The sequence below is a fragment of the Brenneria izbisi genome (assembly GCF_025840185.1).
GTDB lineage: Bacteria > Pseudomonadota > Gammaproteobacteria > Enterobacterales > Enterobacteriaceae > Brenneria > Brenneria izbisi.
Genome location: NZ_JAMPJU010000004.1, coordinates 13,160 through 27,111 on the forward strand (window position 1 = coordinate 13,160; position 13,952 = coordinate 27,111).

The window sequence follows — 13,952 nt, forward strand, 5'->3', positions numbered from 1 at the left end:
GTGTTATGCCTGAGGGGGAGCTTCCTGCGTCAACAACGTATCGCTTTCCATTTCTACCGGTGAACTGGCGCTTTCAATCGTCAATCTGACTTCCGGGGTGATCAAATTAGCCAGAATGTTGTAGATCGCCAGAATATCGCCATGGGCGGTCTCAGCACTGTCTGTGATATAGCCTTCGCTGCGCAACGTCGCAACCAATGTTGAGAAAACGGCTTTATCGAAGAATTCAGGTGCGTTAATGCCGTGCAGAACGGACAGGCGTTGCGCCATGTTCCGGCTCTCTTTTTCCAATGTCCCGCGATTGATATCGCGATTCGCGCCCAGCAATGACAACGTGATGGCATAACGTTGCAGGGTTTCTCGCACCCCCGCCGCTAACAGTTGCAGCGTGCGGATACGCGCAGGGTTGATGACCAGCACGCCTTCTTTGGCGCTCAATAGCTGTTGCCGTGTTAATTCGGCAACCAACGTGGATATCGCTTCCGGCAATTGTTCCGTGGAGTAATGCAGGAACAGTTCTGCCTGGAGCAACGGATAAATCAGGGTCACCTGACGAACGACTTCCGCAAGCGTAATACGGCGGTGGTGAATGGCTATGCTGGCAATCAGTGACGGCAATATCAACAGGTGCTGAATGTTATTGCGGTAATAGGTCATCAGCACGGCTTGCTCTCTGGGCAGGATAATAATGTCGCCGATACTGTCCTTCTCGACTTCAAATTTATCCATGCCCAACGCATGTTCCAGCAACTCATTCGCTGTCTTTTTCGGCGCCGTGATATCTTTATGATAGGGCGCGTTATGCAGAAGTTGCAGGTAACAATCCAACTGTTCCTGCATTTGTTCTCTGGTCAATGAACGCTGACGCGATGCCAGCAACGCTGTTGAACAGAGGTTCATCGCGTTTGCCGCCGCCGCGTTGTTGATGCGCACCATGATATCCATCGCGATATCCTGCACGGTCGGCGACAGCCAGCCTGGACGTTGCGCTTCAATCGGATCAATGGCATCACGCCATTGCGGAACATGCTGATTCAGATAGGTGGTCAACGGCAGCGGTTCGCCGAAATTCACGTAACCTTGTCCGAGATTGCGTAATTTACGCAAGCCTCGAACCATCTGTATAAAGCCTTCTTTTTCTTTAGTCGCGCCGCGCAACTCTTTCGCATAGGTGCCGACTTCCATGACGTGCTCATAGCCGACATAAATAGGCACCAGCGTAATGGGACGCGTACCGCCGCGCAGCATTGCCTGAATGGTCATCGCCAGCGTGCCGGTCTTTGGTTCCAGCAGGCGTCCGGTACGTGAGCGGCCCCCTTCGACAAAATATTCAACCGAGTAACCACGGGCGAAAAGTTCGCCCAAATATTCACGAAAAATAGTGGAATACAGTTTATTACCTTTGAAGGTGCGGCGAATAAAGAATGCGCCCAGCCGACGGAAGATCGGGCCGGCAGGCCAGAAATTCAGGTTGATGCCCGCCGCGATATGGGGCGGAACCAGCCCCTGGTGGTAAAGCACATAGGACAATAGCAGGTAGTCCATGTGACTGCGGTGGCAAGGCACGTAGACAATTTCATGTCCGTCCTGCGCCAGTTGGCGCACCCGCTCGGCGTTATGAACGTTAATGCCCTGATAGAGACGGTTCCATGTCCAGCCTAATACGCGGTCCGACAGGCGAACGGCTTCATAAGAGAAGTCGGCGGCGATTTCCTCCATCAGGGCTATCGCGTTTTGCTGCGCCTTTTCATGGGAGATTTTTTTGCTGCGCGCCTCGTCATCCACCGCCTTTTTGATCGCCCTGGAGTCAAGCAACTTGTTAAACAGTTCCTGACGTACCGGCAGACGCGGTCCTACCGCCGCCAGTCGTTGACGGGAGAAGTGCATACGCGCGACGCGCGCCAGCTTATGGGCGATGGTTTTGTCCGTTCCGTGCTCGGTTGCCATATAGCGTAATGACACCGGGCTGGAAAATCGGACAAAGCTGTCGCGCCCCAGCCACAGTACGGCAAAGAACTTCTCGATACCGTTCAGCAGCCGCAGATGCGGGGTCGCCTGATGTTGCCCTTCGCGACCAGGCGAACGGCCGAACATGACGGAAACCGGCACCATCTGCACGTCCAGATCGGGATTGGCGCGATGCAAATCCAGATAGTCATGAAACAGTTTTACCGATTTCTGCTTGGGAACGTAATAGCGGAAAACACGCGGGCCATCATTGATAAAGACATGACTGGGCAGTTCCACGCCGCGAATGTCCACGGGCAGCAGCGGATCGGGCAGACCAAGCGCCTGACATTTTGTCCGCAGCGTCATTAAATCTGCCTGAGAATTGTAAGGCAAAACATAGAGAATCGGACGTGAGGGGTCTAAACCCAGTTCAGTCACGGGATCTATGGGTATGACTTTACTTTTCACCAACAGCCTGAGTGGGAAACTCAATAATTTATAGTAAATTCTACGCCAACCTGACATAACGACTTGAAGCCTCTTGTTAGCAATGCGTCGCAAGGATACCAGAAACTGCGCTTGAGATCTGTTGTGATGAGACAACGGTTAAGCGCTAAAATGCGGGCGCGCACTGAATAAATAATGGTGGATGAATGAATAAAGCAACGGGAATAACCCGGATTATCAACGCAACCGGCTATTCGCTGAAAGGGCTGCAACAGGCGTGGCGGCATGAAGCGGCTTTCCGTCAGGAAACGGTATTGACGGTGGTCGGGGTGATTCTCGCCTGTCTGCTGCCTGTTATGCTGGTTGAAAAATTGCTGCTTATCGGCGTGCTGGTGTTGATCATGCTATTCGAATTGGTGAACAGTGCGATTGAAGCGGTAGTGGATCGCATCGGCACTGAACATCATGAATTATCCGGTCGGGCGAAAGATATCGGTTCGGCGGCGGTATTCGTCGCTATTTTGCTGGCGGTTGTCGTCTGGGGCAGTATTCTGTGGCGTTTTTTTGCGTAAAGGCTTGCAGGAATTAATAAAAAACCGGGGTTTACGCACATCCTGGTTCCCAATTAAGGATGACCTGTATATACTCACAGCAAGACTGTATAAACAACCAGGGGGCGGAATGAAAGTATTAACAGCCAGACAGCAACAGGTTTATGACCTGATACGCGATCATATCGTGCAGACCGGTATGCCGCCTACGCGCGCGGAAATTGCCCAACAATTGGGGTTTCGTTCGCCCAATGCCGCTGAGGAACATTTGAAGGCACTGGCGCGTAAAGGCGTGATTGAAATCGTATCCGGCGCTTCTCGCGGTATCCGTTTGCTGATGGAAGAAGAGACTGGCATTCCGTTGATTGGTCGTGTCGCCGCGGGTGAGCCGCTTCTGGCGCAACAACATATCGAATGTCATTATCAGGTTGACCCCGACATGTTCAAGCCCAGTGCGGATTTCCTGCTGCGGGTCAGCGGCATGTCGATGAAAGATATCGGTATTATGGATGGCGATCTGCTGGCCGTGCATAAAACGCAAGATGTCCGTAATGGTCAGATTGTTGTTGCCCGCATCGAAGATGAAGTGACGGTAAAACGACTAAAAAAACAAGGCAATACCGTTCATCTGCTGGCTGAAAACGAAGCGTTTTCACCGATTGTTGTCGATCTGCGTCAACAGAGCTTGTCCATTGAAGGGCTGGCGGTTGGCGTCATTCGTAACAGTGACTGGCACTGATTTCCCCCCCGATAGCGTTTTCCGATGATGATATAGTTTATCAATATAATTTTCCGACATTTTCCATATATCGCCCCGTTCCGGGGCGATGTGGTCTACCTCTTTTCCTCATGCATTGCACCTCGATTAATCACTCTGCGCTTTTATTTTTAGGGGATGTGATTGATACATTTATTTACAGTTGAGCGTAAATAAAAAGCGCTGATTACTTCCTGTTTTCGCTGTGTTTTTAAACTATGCTATTGCTCCGAAGTGAATTTTTTAGATTTACATTCCGATTTAAATAAAATATTCAGAATTATTTTCTATAATTAATTTTGAGGTAAGCATTATTATCTTCACTGATTGTGAAGCCACCGCTGTTTTGGTTGAGCCTAAACATCGCTGACAGGTTCTGGCAGGGCAAGATAAGACGTTGCGGCGGCGCTTACTGATACAGACAAGATTTATCTGAAACTGATAATGGGCATAAATCGCTATTTTTATGCCATCTGACCTAAGCTATGGAGATTATTATGAATAAAGACCAAGCCAGCGGTAACTGGAAGCAGTTTAAAGGTAAAGCGAAAGAGCAGTGGGGCAAACTGACCGATGATGACCTGACGGTTATTGAAGGCAAACGTGACCAACTGGTTGGCAAGATCCAGGAGCGTTATGGTTACGAGCAGGAAGCCGCTGAAAAAGAAGTGAAAGACTGGGAAAGTCGCCAAAAATACTTCTGGTAGAAGCTGTAAGTTCTTATTGCGTTGACCCCTATCGAGGAAAAACTCGCTCTCACGAATTGTCGTGAGAGTTAGCGCTTTTTGATCGGTATGCTGTGGTCGTGATCGCAATGATCCGTTTGCGGACATGCCGCCACTTCCTGACAACCTTTGCACAATCCATGCGCTTCAATCACGCTATGACGTAGGGTAAAGCCCGCCTGATATGCCAAATCACGCAGTGTTTCTTCCACGCCTTCCGTCTGACGCTCGGTAACCTGACCGCAGCGATCGCAAATAAACAGCGCGGAGGTATGGCTATGATCCTCAATATGATGACACAGCACATAGCTGTTGTTTGACTCGACTCGATGGATAAACCCTTGTTCCAGCAGAAAATCCAGCGCGCGATAAACGGTTGGCGGCTTAGCTTGCGGTTCTGATATCCGTAGGAGATCGAGCAGATCATAGGCGCTGATGGCGCCAGACTGTTGCGCCATCAGGCGTAACACCTCCAGTCGCTGTGGCGTCAGACGAACGCCACGCTGCTGACAAATCTGTTCAGCCTGGGCAAGTAGTTTGTCCTGTGAGGTTGAATCCATTGTCATATCACCTTGACGGAGGGAGGAATAAGGAGAATATCTTATCATGGCTGGAGAAAAACGCCGAACCAGCGGGCGCTGGTTCATAACGTGGGCGAGCGTCTCAGGCGACCAGATCGATTAACAGGGCGCGTAACGGTGTTCCAGCTTGCACAGTCAACGCCGTTTCATGCTGGATAAACGCGCCGTCGCCACAGTTCAGCGTCTGAAGCGCTGACTTCTCATGGATATTCATGGCGCCGTTGATTAGCTGAAGATAAGCCTGATTTCCTTGCAGCGTAATGGTTTGCTGCTCATTTTCTTGCAATTCCAGATGATGGATCCACACTTGTTGACGGAGTTGCAGACTGCCTTGATCGCCTTCCGGCGAAGCTAATAAACTGTGGCCGTTTTTGTTCAGCGACAGGCGTTGTAACGAACTGTTTTCGCGCGTTGGGCAGGCATCCAGCCACAATTGCAGACGTGTCAATGGTTTACAATCGCTGGTGTTGTATTCGCTGTAACTGACATTCGGCTGAGTTGCGAGCAGTAAAACTTCACCTTCTTTAGCGTGAAGGTGGTGACCGTTGCTGTCGCGGTATTCCGCTTCTCCCTGGAGAATGATATTTAAAATATCCACGCGTGGGTAAGTGCGCGGCTGGAATGAAGAGCCAGGCGCCAGCACTTCCTGATTTAATACCCGCAGCGAGGCATAACCCAGTAACTGAGGATCGAAGTAGTGTCCGAAGGAGAAGGTATAACGTGCTTGCAACCAGCCATAGTCAGCTTGACCGCATTGTTCTGCTGTTCTTTTTATGATCATGGTAATTGCCTTGAAGATTTATTTCTTAAACAGATAGTAATTGTGTGGACGCTGGATTGTTAGCTAGTTAATCTGGTGGGTATATTCAAAATTCCTGAATGAGTACGAAAATGTCTAAAGAACGAGCATTGACGTTGGAAGCCTTAAGAGTAATGGACGCAATTGATCGTCGGGGAAGTTTTGCCGCCGCCGCGGATGAGTTAGGACGGGTGCCTTCCGCTCTGAGTTACACCATGCAAAAGCTGGAAGACGAACTGGATGTGGCGCTATTCGATCGTTCTGGACACCGTACCAAATTCACCAACGTGGGCCGTATGTTGCTGGAGCGCGGGCGTATCCTGCTGGAAGCGGCGGATAAGCTTACGACGGATGCGGAAGCATTGGCCCGCGGTTGGGAGACTCACCTGACGATTGTGATGGAAGCATTGATCCCCTCTCAGCGACTTTTCCCATTGCTTGATAAATTGTCCCTGAAAGCCAACACGCAGGTTTCTCTACTGACTGAGGTGCTGGCAGGCGCATGGGAGCGTCTGGAACAAGGACGGGCAGATATTGTGATTGCGCCGGATATGCATTTCCGTGCGTCTTCCGAAATCAATACGCGCAAACTATATACGATGAAGAATGTCTATGTCGCCAGCCCGGATCATCCTATTCATCAGGAACCGGAGCCGCTGTCGGACGTCACCAGGGTAAAATACCGGGGGATTGCCGTTGCCGATACCGCGCGTGAACGCCCGGTGTTAACCGTACAGTTGTTGGATAAACAGCAGCGTCTGACGGTAAGCACGCTGGATGATAAACGCCGTGCTCTGCTGGCAGGGCTGGGGGTGGCGACCATGCCTTATCCGATGGTCGCTCAGGATATCGCCGAAGGCCGGTTACGCGTCGTCAGCCCCGAATACTCGATGGATAGCCAGATTATCATGGCCTGGCGGCGTGATAGCATGGGCGAAGCGAAATCCTGGTGCTTGCGGGAAATCCCCAAATTGCTCAATCAGGCGTGAGGCGCGACCAACGGCTGACAAGTTAGGCGCTTTGTCGTGAAGGCGGCCTGCCCCGGAAAAGGGAAGGCCGGGTGGGACGTTAATCCGCAAACTGTTTATCACGCCTGTGAGGGCTATTCAGGTCCTGTTCCGGGCCTTGCGAAATCACCCCATGTGGATTGATTGTGCCGTGGCTGCGGTAATAGTGGTGACGGATATGCGCCATATTCACCGTATCGGCGACGCCCGGCATCTGGTAGATATCGCGTAAGAACGCAAACAGATTCGGGTAATCACTTAAGCGGTATTTATCGCACTTAAAATGGGTATGATAGACCGGATCAAAACGTATCAGCGTGGTCCACAGCCGTAAGTCCGCTTCGGTTAACTGAGCGCCGGTCAGATAACGCTGTCGCGCAAGGATGGATTCCAGTCGCGATAGCGCGGCGAACACTTGCGTTGCGGCTTCATCATAAGCGGATTGACTGGTGGCAAAACCGGCTTTATAGACGCCATTGTTCACCTTGTCGTAGATCCAGCCGTTCAGTTCATCAATCAGCGGGCGCAGCGCAACCGGGTAATAATCGCCTGGTTTGGCGCCGACCTGATCGAACGCGCTGTTAAACATACGGATGATATCGGCGGATTCGTTGCTGACGATGGTATGTTGTTCCGTATCCCACAGTACCGGCACCGTTACCCGACCACTGTAATCAGGCTTTGCATGGAGATAGAGTTGATAGAGGAATTCGTGCTGATACAGTGAATCCCCCGTTGCATCTGGAAAATCGACATCAAAAGTCCAGCCATGATCCAACATCAGGGGATGAACCACGGAAACCGGAATATGTGTTTCCAGTCCTTTCAAATGACGCATCAATAAGGTGCGGTGCGCCCACGGGCAGGCAAGCGAAACATAGAGGTGATAGCGGCCCGCGGCTGCCTGAAAACCGCCATTGCCGCTAATGCCCGGTTGACCGTCTGCGGTAATCCAGTTGCGAAAATGTGATTCTGAACGCTTGAAATGTCCGCCGGTAGATTTTGTTTCGTACCAGGTGTCGTGCCATACGCCGTCAACCAGTTGCCCCATAAATCCTCCCACGAATCGAATAATGGCAAAACGACGACAAATTGTTCGTTTGTCGTCGTTTAAGTGGATATTAAGTGTAGTGCAGCCAAAACAGGCTAGGTCTTACCACTTTTTATTCAGTACACGGTCGATGCTGTATGCGCCTGGACCGGTTACCGCCAGGAGAATGTAGCCGCCTGCGATGGTCAGGTTTTTCAGGAACATCAACTGATTCACGCCATCAGCAAAGTTGGTGTGGAAAATCAGCGCGGTCAGGATGGTGAAGCCCGCAGTGAACAGCGCAACGGTGCGAGTCAGCAAACCGAACAGAATAGCCAGACCACCACCCAGTTCCAACAGAATGGTCAGCGGCAGCAGGAAGGTTGGCACCCCCATGGCCTGCATATACTGTTGGGTACCTGCATAGGCGTCGCCTAATTTGCCGTAACCTGCGGTAATAAACAGGAGCGGCATTAAAATGCGAGCGATCAGCAGTGCGGTACTTTCTAAATTTTTCATCATCTTCTCCAATCAATTTTTTTAAAATATACTTACCGTCGTGTTCTGGTGACTGGCTTATCGTGGTATCGGGCCGGTCATCAACTATGGGCAGATACTATAGGGACCTTGTATACCGTGCCAGCGAGTATAATTGTTGGTTTATTTCAGAAAAATTGATGTTTCACTAAAAAGCATCGTTATCCTGGCACTGGGCCGTACCGCTAATGAAATAGAGAAAGCTTTATACCCTTGATGGACCAAAACAGTCCGTTATATCCAGGTGTGTAGGGACGGTTCTAAGGTGGAGGCGACTGCTCAGCGCAGAAAGAGAGTTTTACGGATTAGCCTCACCGTCCCCCAGAGCCCTACAGCTCGTTTTCCCCAGCGCAACAAGCGGCTTGGATGACGCACATTATAAAGCGCGATGAGACCGGAGCCGACAATCCAATATCTACGCCACTGCACCAGACCGTGCCAGTAGCGATCGTATTTTGCGGTTGAATCCAGCCAGGCATTTTTTCCTGCACAAAGATCTAATCGTTGTTGCTGTATGGTGCGTAGCAGTTGTGCTTTTTTTCTGTCGCGCTGCTGCTGACTCATTTCAATTTATCCTCCAGCAACGCACGGTCGGTTTCCAACTCTTTACGGGTGGCTTTGAGCAGCGTGGATTTGCGTACTTTCACTAATACCCAGATGCCGATAATCAATGCCAGTCCAAGCAGGGTGGCGGTAATGCATCCCAGCGCAAACAGGCGATATTGGGGCTCAATGCTCAACACGATCGACGCAATCAGAGTCATTAAACCGAAGGTGGCGAACAGCAGCGTCAGACCCACCATTATCAGTAATTGAATCAGATTGGTTTTTTCTTCTTCCAATTCAATGACGGCCAGACGGACTCGCGTTTCCACCATGCTGACAAGGATGGAAATAATACGTTGAGCAGAGGCGATGGCCCCGCTTGCGGGGCCTTGTCGTTGTTTATCAGTCATAATGTCAGGTTAATTAGCGACGGGAGAGCAGAACACCGAGTACAACGCCAATGGCTGCACCGATACCAACACCTGTCCACGGGTTTTCACGCACGTAATCATCCGCGCATCCCATCGCTTCACGGGTCTGGCTGGCAATGCGCTCGCCAGTATCACTCAAGCGGGAACGGGTTTCTTTCAAGGCCGCTTCTGCTTTGCTGCGCAGTTTATCCAATTCTGCTTTGGATTTATCACTGGATGAACTTAATACTTCTTCGAGCGTGTCCGCCAGCGATTTTAATTCAGCGCGTAAAAACTCAGAATTTTGATCTTTAGCCATATTAAATAACCCTTAATGTTGTAAACCAGAGTTTTAACTATAGCCGAAGTTTTGATTTATGCCCGTAAAACGTGATGAGGATATTTCTGATAACGTGCTGTAAGTTTTAATGATTTGTGTCTGGTCATAAATTGGTCGCTAATGAATATGACGATGCTCACAACCTGTATTTTCACATCGTCACCCTAATTTTGACTGTTTCTGTGTGAGTTTTTGCTGCCAGAAAGGGGGGGGCGTCACGGTTTGCTGGGTAGTGATATTTGCTTTGGGCAGTGACAGACGCAGTATATTCCTGGCAGCGACGCTCTGCTCAGGCGAGGCCAGACGGACAACCATACTATCCTGGGCGGGGGTAATGCTTTTTATCGCAATGCCACGTTCATTGAGCCGTTGATAAATATAAAATCCGTCCGGCAGGGCGGCGCCCTGATAAAGCGGCTTGATGTGCAGCATCGCATCGTTCTGATAGCGGTGCGGCGATTGGCTGATCACCAGGATTGGCAACGCGATCAATAACAACAGGCGCCATATTTTTTTATGACGGCTATCCTTACCCTTCAAGCCGTCACTGCGTGACGTTGAAAAACTCGCCTGCGTTTTTTTAGGGTATAGCCAGCGGAGCGACACGGTTAATTTCCTTTTTCTGCATTAACAGTTCGTTTTTTACGCCAAAGTACAAATAATGAACCAAAGAGGCCGATAAACAACAAGGCTAACGGCAGCATCATCAGGAAAAACATTAATTCATCTTCGTATTTCAGAAATACGGGGGTTTTCCCCAATGCAAAACCCATCGAAACCAGAATCAGCACCCAGAGCAACGCGCTCATCCAATTAAAGAACTGAAAACGCGCATTGTCCAGACCGGACAGGCCGGCGATGGTAGGCAGCAGAGTACGCACAAATGCCAGAAAGCGTCCGATCAGCAGGGCAGAGAGGCCGTGGCGGTGGAAAAGCTGGTGCGCGCGTTGATGATAGTGCGCCGGTAAGTGTGATAACCAACTTTGTACTATTCGGGTATTCCCCAGCCACTTGCCTTGAATATAGCTCACCCAGCATCCCAGACTGGCGGCGGTGGTCAACAATACGATGGTAAAGGGGAAATTCATGGTGCCTTTGGCAACCAACACACCCACCAGAATAAGCAGGCTATCGCCGGGCAAGAAAGCGGCGGGCAAGAGGCCATTTTCTAAAAACAATATTAAAAATAGCAGTATGTAAATTGTCCAGACCAGTTTGGGGTCGGCTAAGATATCGAAATCCTGATGCCAGAGTGCGTTCAACAATTCTTTAATAATATCCATCCGGTATCCTAATACTACTGTATTTCATTCAATCCGGTTCTGTAAAAAGCGCCCGGTCATGCTAAGGGTGGTACGGTTCACCTGATAGTACATTCCAACACGTTATTATGATTATTAGATAAAATCCGCCATCCTGCTGGTGGTAAGCCTATCCGAGGGTGATATTCTCCGCTGTTTTCGCATTATCTGAATTGTGGGTAAAAGCCACTCACTTGCGAATTGTCCGCCATTAACGCGTTTTACCTGCGAAGCGACGCATTAAGCGTAATAAAAACACTCTAACTGTAACAAAATCGGTGTGGCTGAGACAGAAAAATATCACCGCAACCAAATGGATTTTAGGCGGTTTGCGGGCTGAATATTGAGGTTTCCGCCCTATTTTACACTCACTGACAGAAATCGACGCTTTTTGACTTATTGCCCCGCCTATCATTCCAGGGGCGATGGCGGGGGAAACATTAGAATTTATTGTTACTCATCTGATCCAGATGAACCACCGGATTTTCGGCAAACATATAACGATCCACATTGAATTCAAAGTCATCCGTGGTAGCCCGAAACAACATTTGCTTGGTATTTTCCAAATGTTGCCACATGGCGAGCTTGGCGGCGTGGGGATCTTTGCGAATCAGCGCTTTGAGGATCTGATCATGCTCGTCGCACCAGCTTTCGATAGACTTATCATCAATATGTTCATGTAGCTTGCGCCAGTACGGGTTATGGATGCGTTGACTCCACATTTTTTCCACAATGGTCGCCATCGCTGAGTTTTGTGTGGCGAGAGCAACCTGTACATGGAATTTCAGATCCCACTGCGAATCACGAAAGCGATCTTCCTGCCGGGCATGCTCCTGGATTTCCATCAACTGGATAATATCCTGCCGGGTGACCTGGGTTGCCGCGAACTCGGCGATATTGCTTTCGATAAGCTGGCGAGCCTGAAGCAGTTCAAACGGGCCGGCGGTGATAAACTCCGCATCGCCACGGGGGGCTAAGCGATTTTTCTGCTGGTTGGCGATGACATGAATACCCGAACCCTTGCGGACTTCAACATATCCTTCGACTTCCAGCATGATAATGGCTTCCCGCACCACGGTGCGGCTGACATTCATTTCTTCCGAAATATAGCGTTCTGCCGGTAATTTTTCTCCAACCGGATAAACACCGCTTTCAATACGCTGCGTTAATTCTGCGGCTAATTGTCGATAAAGACGTCGGGGTTCAGTAAGTTCCATGATACCTGCTGTTAGAGATGGCGATACTGAGCAACACAGGGCCTGAAGCGCTATCTTGTTAATCTCTGAGAATGATTTGTTATACCACCTGATATTAACCGCAACCCACGCTGCTGTCACTTAAATGACCAGTGGGTTGGCCGCGCTTGGTGATGCTTCTTCCGCCTGTGAGATTTTTGCGATCGTGGCCTCACTAATGGCAGGAGATATCGATCATAATTGGTATGATATCTTTAAGAAGTCATACCAATATGATACATAAAAGTGCGGTGAGGAAGAAAACATGTCCCCGTTTTTGAGTGAAGACTTTTTATTAGACAGCGAATTTGCCCGCCGGTTGTATTATGAATATGCTGTGGATCAGCCGATATTTGACTACCATTGCCATTTACCGCCAGAACAGATCGCGGAAAATTACCGCTTTAAAAATCTGTATGACATCTGGTTGAAGGGCGATCACTACAAGTGGCGCGCCATGCGTACCAATGGCGTGCCTGAACGCCTGTGTACCGGGGATGCCAGCGACTGGGAAAAATTTGCAGCGTGGGCGGCAACCGTTCCTCATACCCTCGGTAATCCGCTCTATCACTGGACTCATCTTGAACTGCGTCGCCCGTTCGGGATCACCGGCACGCTGCTGTCGCCATCAACGGCAGAAATGGTTTGGGAGCGCTGTAATGCGCTGCTGGAAGATGATGACTTCACCGCGCGCGGCATCATGCGGCAGATGAACGTGAAAATGGTGGGAACGACGGATGATCCGATTGACGATCTGCATCACCACCACGCCATCGCACAGGATAGTCATTTCAACATCAAAGTGTTACCGAGTTGGCGCCCAGATAAGGCGTTCAACATCGAACAGCCCGCGTTCAGCGATTACATGACGAAGCTGGGCGAGGCGTCCGACACCGATATTCGCCGTTTCAACGATCTGCAAGCCGCGCTGAGTAAACGTCTGGATCACTTTGCGTCTCACGGCTGCAAAGTCTCCGATCATGCGCTGGATGTGGTGCTTTTCGCCGAAGCGGACGACGCCGCGCTGGATCGTATTCTGGCTCGACGCCTGGCCGGGGAGATGCTGAGTGAATATGAAGCGGCGCAGTTTAAAACGGCGGTTCTGGTGTGGCTGGGCGCGGAATATGCGCGTCGCGGTTGGGTTCAGCAGTATCACATCGGTGCGTTACGCAATAACAACTTGCGTCAGTTCAAGCTGCTCGGGCCGGATGTCGGTTTTGATTCCATCAATGATCGTCCGCTGGCTCAGGAACTTTCACGCCTGCTCAGCAAACAGAATGAAGACAATCTGCTGCCGAAAACCATTCTTTACTGCCTGAATCCGCGTGATAACGAAGTTCTCGCCACCATGATCGGCAACTTCCAGGGTGAAGGTATGCCGGGCAAGATGCAGTTCGGTTCCGGTTGGTGGTTCAACGATCAGAAAGACGGCATGCAGCGTCAGATGATGCAGCTTGCACAGCTTGGTCTGCTGAGCCGCTTTATCGGGATGCTCACCGACAGCCGTAGTTTCCTCTCCTATACCCGGCATGAATATTTTCGCCGCATTCTGTGCCAGATGATGGGACGTTGGGTGGTGGATGGCGAAGCGCCTGCCGATCTGCCGTTGCTGGGCGAAATGGTGAAAAACATCTGTTTTGATAACGCCAAAAATTATTTTGCCATTGAACTGTAATGCCATTGACGAGCCTCGTTCGGGCTTGTCGTGTTGGTGAATTTTGCGCAGAGATAACGGT

Annotated in this window: 16 protein-coding genes; 5 read left to right on the top strand and 11 right to left on the bottom strand. The window is 50.3% G+C overall.

All coding sequences use genetic code 11. The features are described 5' to 3' along the window. Window positions 1-3: 3 nt before the first annotated feature. Window positions 4-2,475: a glycerol-3-phosphate 1-O-acyltransferase PlsB gene (gene plsB / locus NC856_RS06915; protein ID WP_264089703.1), complete on the bottom strand. Its 2,472-nt coding sequence runs from the start codon at window positions 2,473-2,475 to the stop codon at window positions 4-6. 128 nt (window positions 2,476-2,603) lie between these two features. Here plsB and NC856_RS06920 point away from each other — a divergent pair, with 128 nt between their 5' ends. The 3 genes from NC856_RS06920 to NC856_RS06930 all read left to right on the top strand — a co-directional run bounded on the left by NC856_RS06920 (window position 2,604) and on the right by NC856_RS06930 (window position 4,412). After that, on the top strand, window positions 2,604-2,969 hold the full coding sequence (locus tag NC856_RS06920) for a diacylglycerol kinase (protein ID WP_264089704.1): 366 nt from the start codon (window positions 2,604-2,606) through the stop codon (window positions 2,967-2,969). Window positions 2,970-3,078: 109 nt separating this feature from the next. After that, window positions 3,079-3,687 (top strand): transcriptional repressor LexA, encoded by a 609-nt coding sequence (gene lexA, locus NC856_RS06925; protein ID WP_264089705.1) that lies wholly within the window; start codon window positions 3,079-3,081, stop codon window positions 3,685-3,687. Between the two features lie 515 nt (window positions 3,688-4,202). After that, entirely contained in the window at window positions 4,203-4,412 is a 210-nt protein-coding gene (locus NC856_RS06930) for a CsbD family protein (RefSeq protein ID WP_113869133.1), read from the top strand. Window positions 4,413-4,480: 68 nt separating this feature from the next. On the opposite strand, the gene zur is transcribed toward NC856_RS06930, so the two are convergent. Continuing rightward, window positions 4,481-4,990, bottom strand: a complete 510-nt coding sequence (gene zur / locus NC856_RS06935; RefSeq protein WP_264089706.1) for a zinc uptake transcriptional repressor Zur — start codon at window positions 4,988-4,990, stop codon at window positions 4,481-4,483. Between the two features lie 103 nt (window positions 4,991-5,093). After that, window positions 5,094-5,792 (bottom strand): pirin family protein, encoded by a 699-nt coding sequence (locus tag NC856_RS06940; RefSeq protein WP_264089707.1) that lies wholly within the window; start codon window positions 5,790-5,792, stop codon window positions 5,094-5,096. A gap of 110 nt (window positions 5,793-5,902) precedes the next feature. Here NC856_RS06940 and NC856_RS06945 point away from each other — a divergent pair, with 110 nt between their 5' ends. Beyond that, window positions 5,903-6,799: a LysR family transcriptional regulator gene (locus tag NC856_RS06945; RefSeq protein WP_264089708.1), complete on the top strand. Its 897-nt coding sequence runs from the start codon at window positions 5,903-5,905 to the stop codon at window positions 6,797-6,799. 79 nt (window positions 6,800-6,878) lie between these two features. Here NC856_RS06945 and NC856_RS06950 read toward each other — a convergent pair whose 3' ends face one another. The 8 genes from NC856_RS06950 to exuR form a co-directional block, all read right to left on the bottom strand. Beyond that, on the bottom strand, window positions 6,879-7,868 hold the full coding sequence (locus NC856_RS06950; protein WP_264089709.1) for a glutathione S-transferase family protein: 990 nt from the start codon (window positions 7,866-7,868) through the stop codon (window positions 6,879-6,881). A gap of 102 nt (window positions 7,869-7,970) precedes the next feature. Further along, window positions 7,971-8,366 carry a DoxX family protein gene (locus NC856_RS06955; RefSeq protein ID WP_113869123.1) on the bottom strand — a complete coding sequence of 132 codons (396 nt, stop codon included), beginning with the start codon at window positions 8,364-8,366 and terminating at the stop codon, window positions 7,971-7,973. A 297-nt stretch (window positions 8,367-8,663) separates the two neighbouring features. Continuing rightward, window positions 8,664-8,948 carry a YqjK-like family protein gene (locus NC856_RS06960; RefSeq protein ID WP_264089710.1) on the bottom strand — a complete coding sequence of 95 codons (285 nt, stop codon included), beginning with the start codon at window positions 8,946-8,948 and terminating at the stop codon, window positions 8,664-8,666. Continuing rightward, window positions 8,945-9,340 carry a phage holin family protein gene (locus tag NC856_RS06965; RefSeq protein ID WP_264089711.1) on the bottom strand — a complete coding sequence of 132 codons (396 nt, stop codon included), beginning with the start codon at window positions 9,338-9,340 and terminating at the stop codon, window positions 8,945-8,947. The genes NC856_RS06960 and NC856_RS06965 overlap by 4 nt, the downstream gene beginning before the upstream one ends. A gap of 13 nt (window positions 9,341-9,353) precedes the next feature. After that, window positions 9,354-9,659, bottom strand: coding sequence for a DUF883 family protein (locus tag NC856_RS06970; RefSeq protein ID WP_264089712.1), 306 nt, complete (start codon window positions 9,657-9,659; stop codon window positions 9,354-9,356). Window positions 9,660-9,839: 180 nt separating this feature from the next. Continuing rightward, window positions 9,840-10,220, bottom strand: a complete 381-nt coding sequence (gene mzrA / locus NC856_RS06975) for an EnvZ/OmpR regulon moderator MzrA (RefSeq protein WP_264089935.1) — start codon at window positions 10,218-10,220, stop codon at window positions 9,840-9,842. Window positions 10,221-10,288: 68 nt separating this feature from the next. Then, window positions 10,289-10,963, bottom strand: a complete 675-nt coding sequence (locus tag NC856_RS06980) for a DedA family protein (RefSeq protein ID WP_264089713.1) — start codon at window positions 10,961-10,963, stop codon at window positions 10,289-10,291. 458 nt (window positions 10,964-11,421) lie between these two features. Next, window positions 11,422-12,198 carry a transcriptional regulator ExuR gene (exuR, locus tag NC856_RS06985; protein ID WP_264089714.1) on the bottom strand — a complete coding sequence of 259 codons (777 nt, stop codon included), beginning with the start codon at window positions 12,196-12,198 and terminating at the stop codon, window positions 11,422-11,424. Between the two features lie 283 nt (window positions 12,199-12,481). Between exuR and uxaC the strand changes: the two genes are divergently transcribed. After that, complete coding sequence (uxaC, locus tag NC856_RS06990; protein ID WP_264089715.1) at window positions 12,482-13,891, top strand: glucuronate isomerase; 1,410 nt, start codon at window positions 12,482-12,484, stop codon at window positions 13,889-13,891. Window positions 13,892-13,952 lie beyond the last annotated feature (61 nt).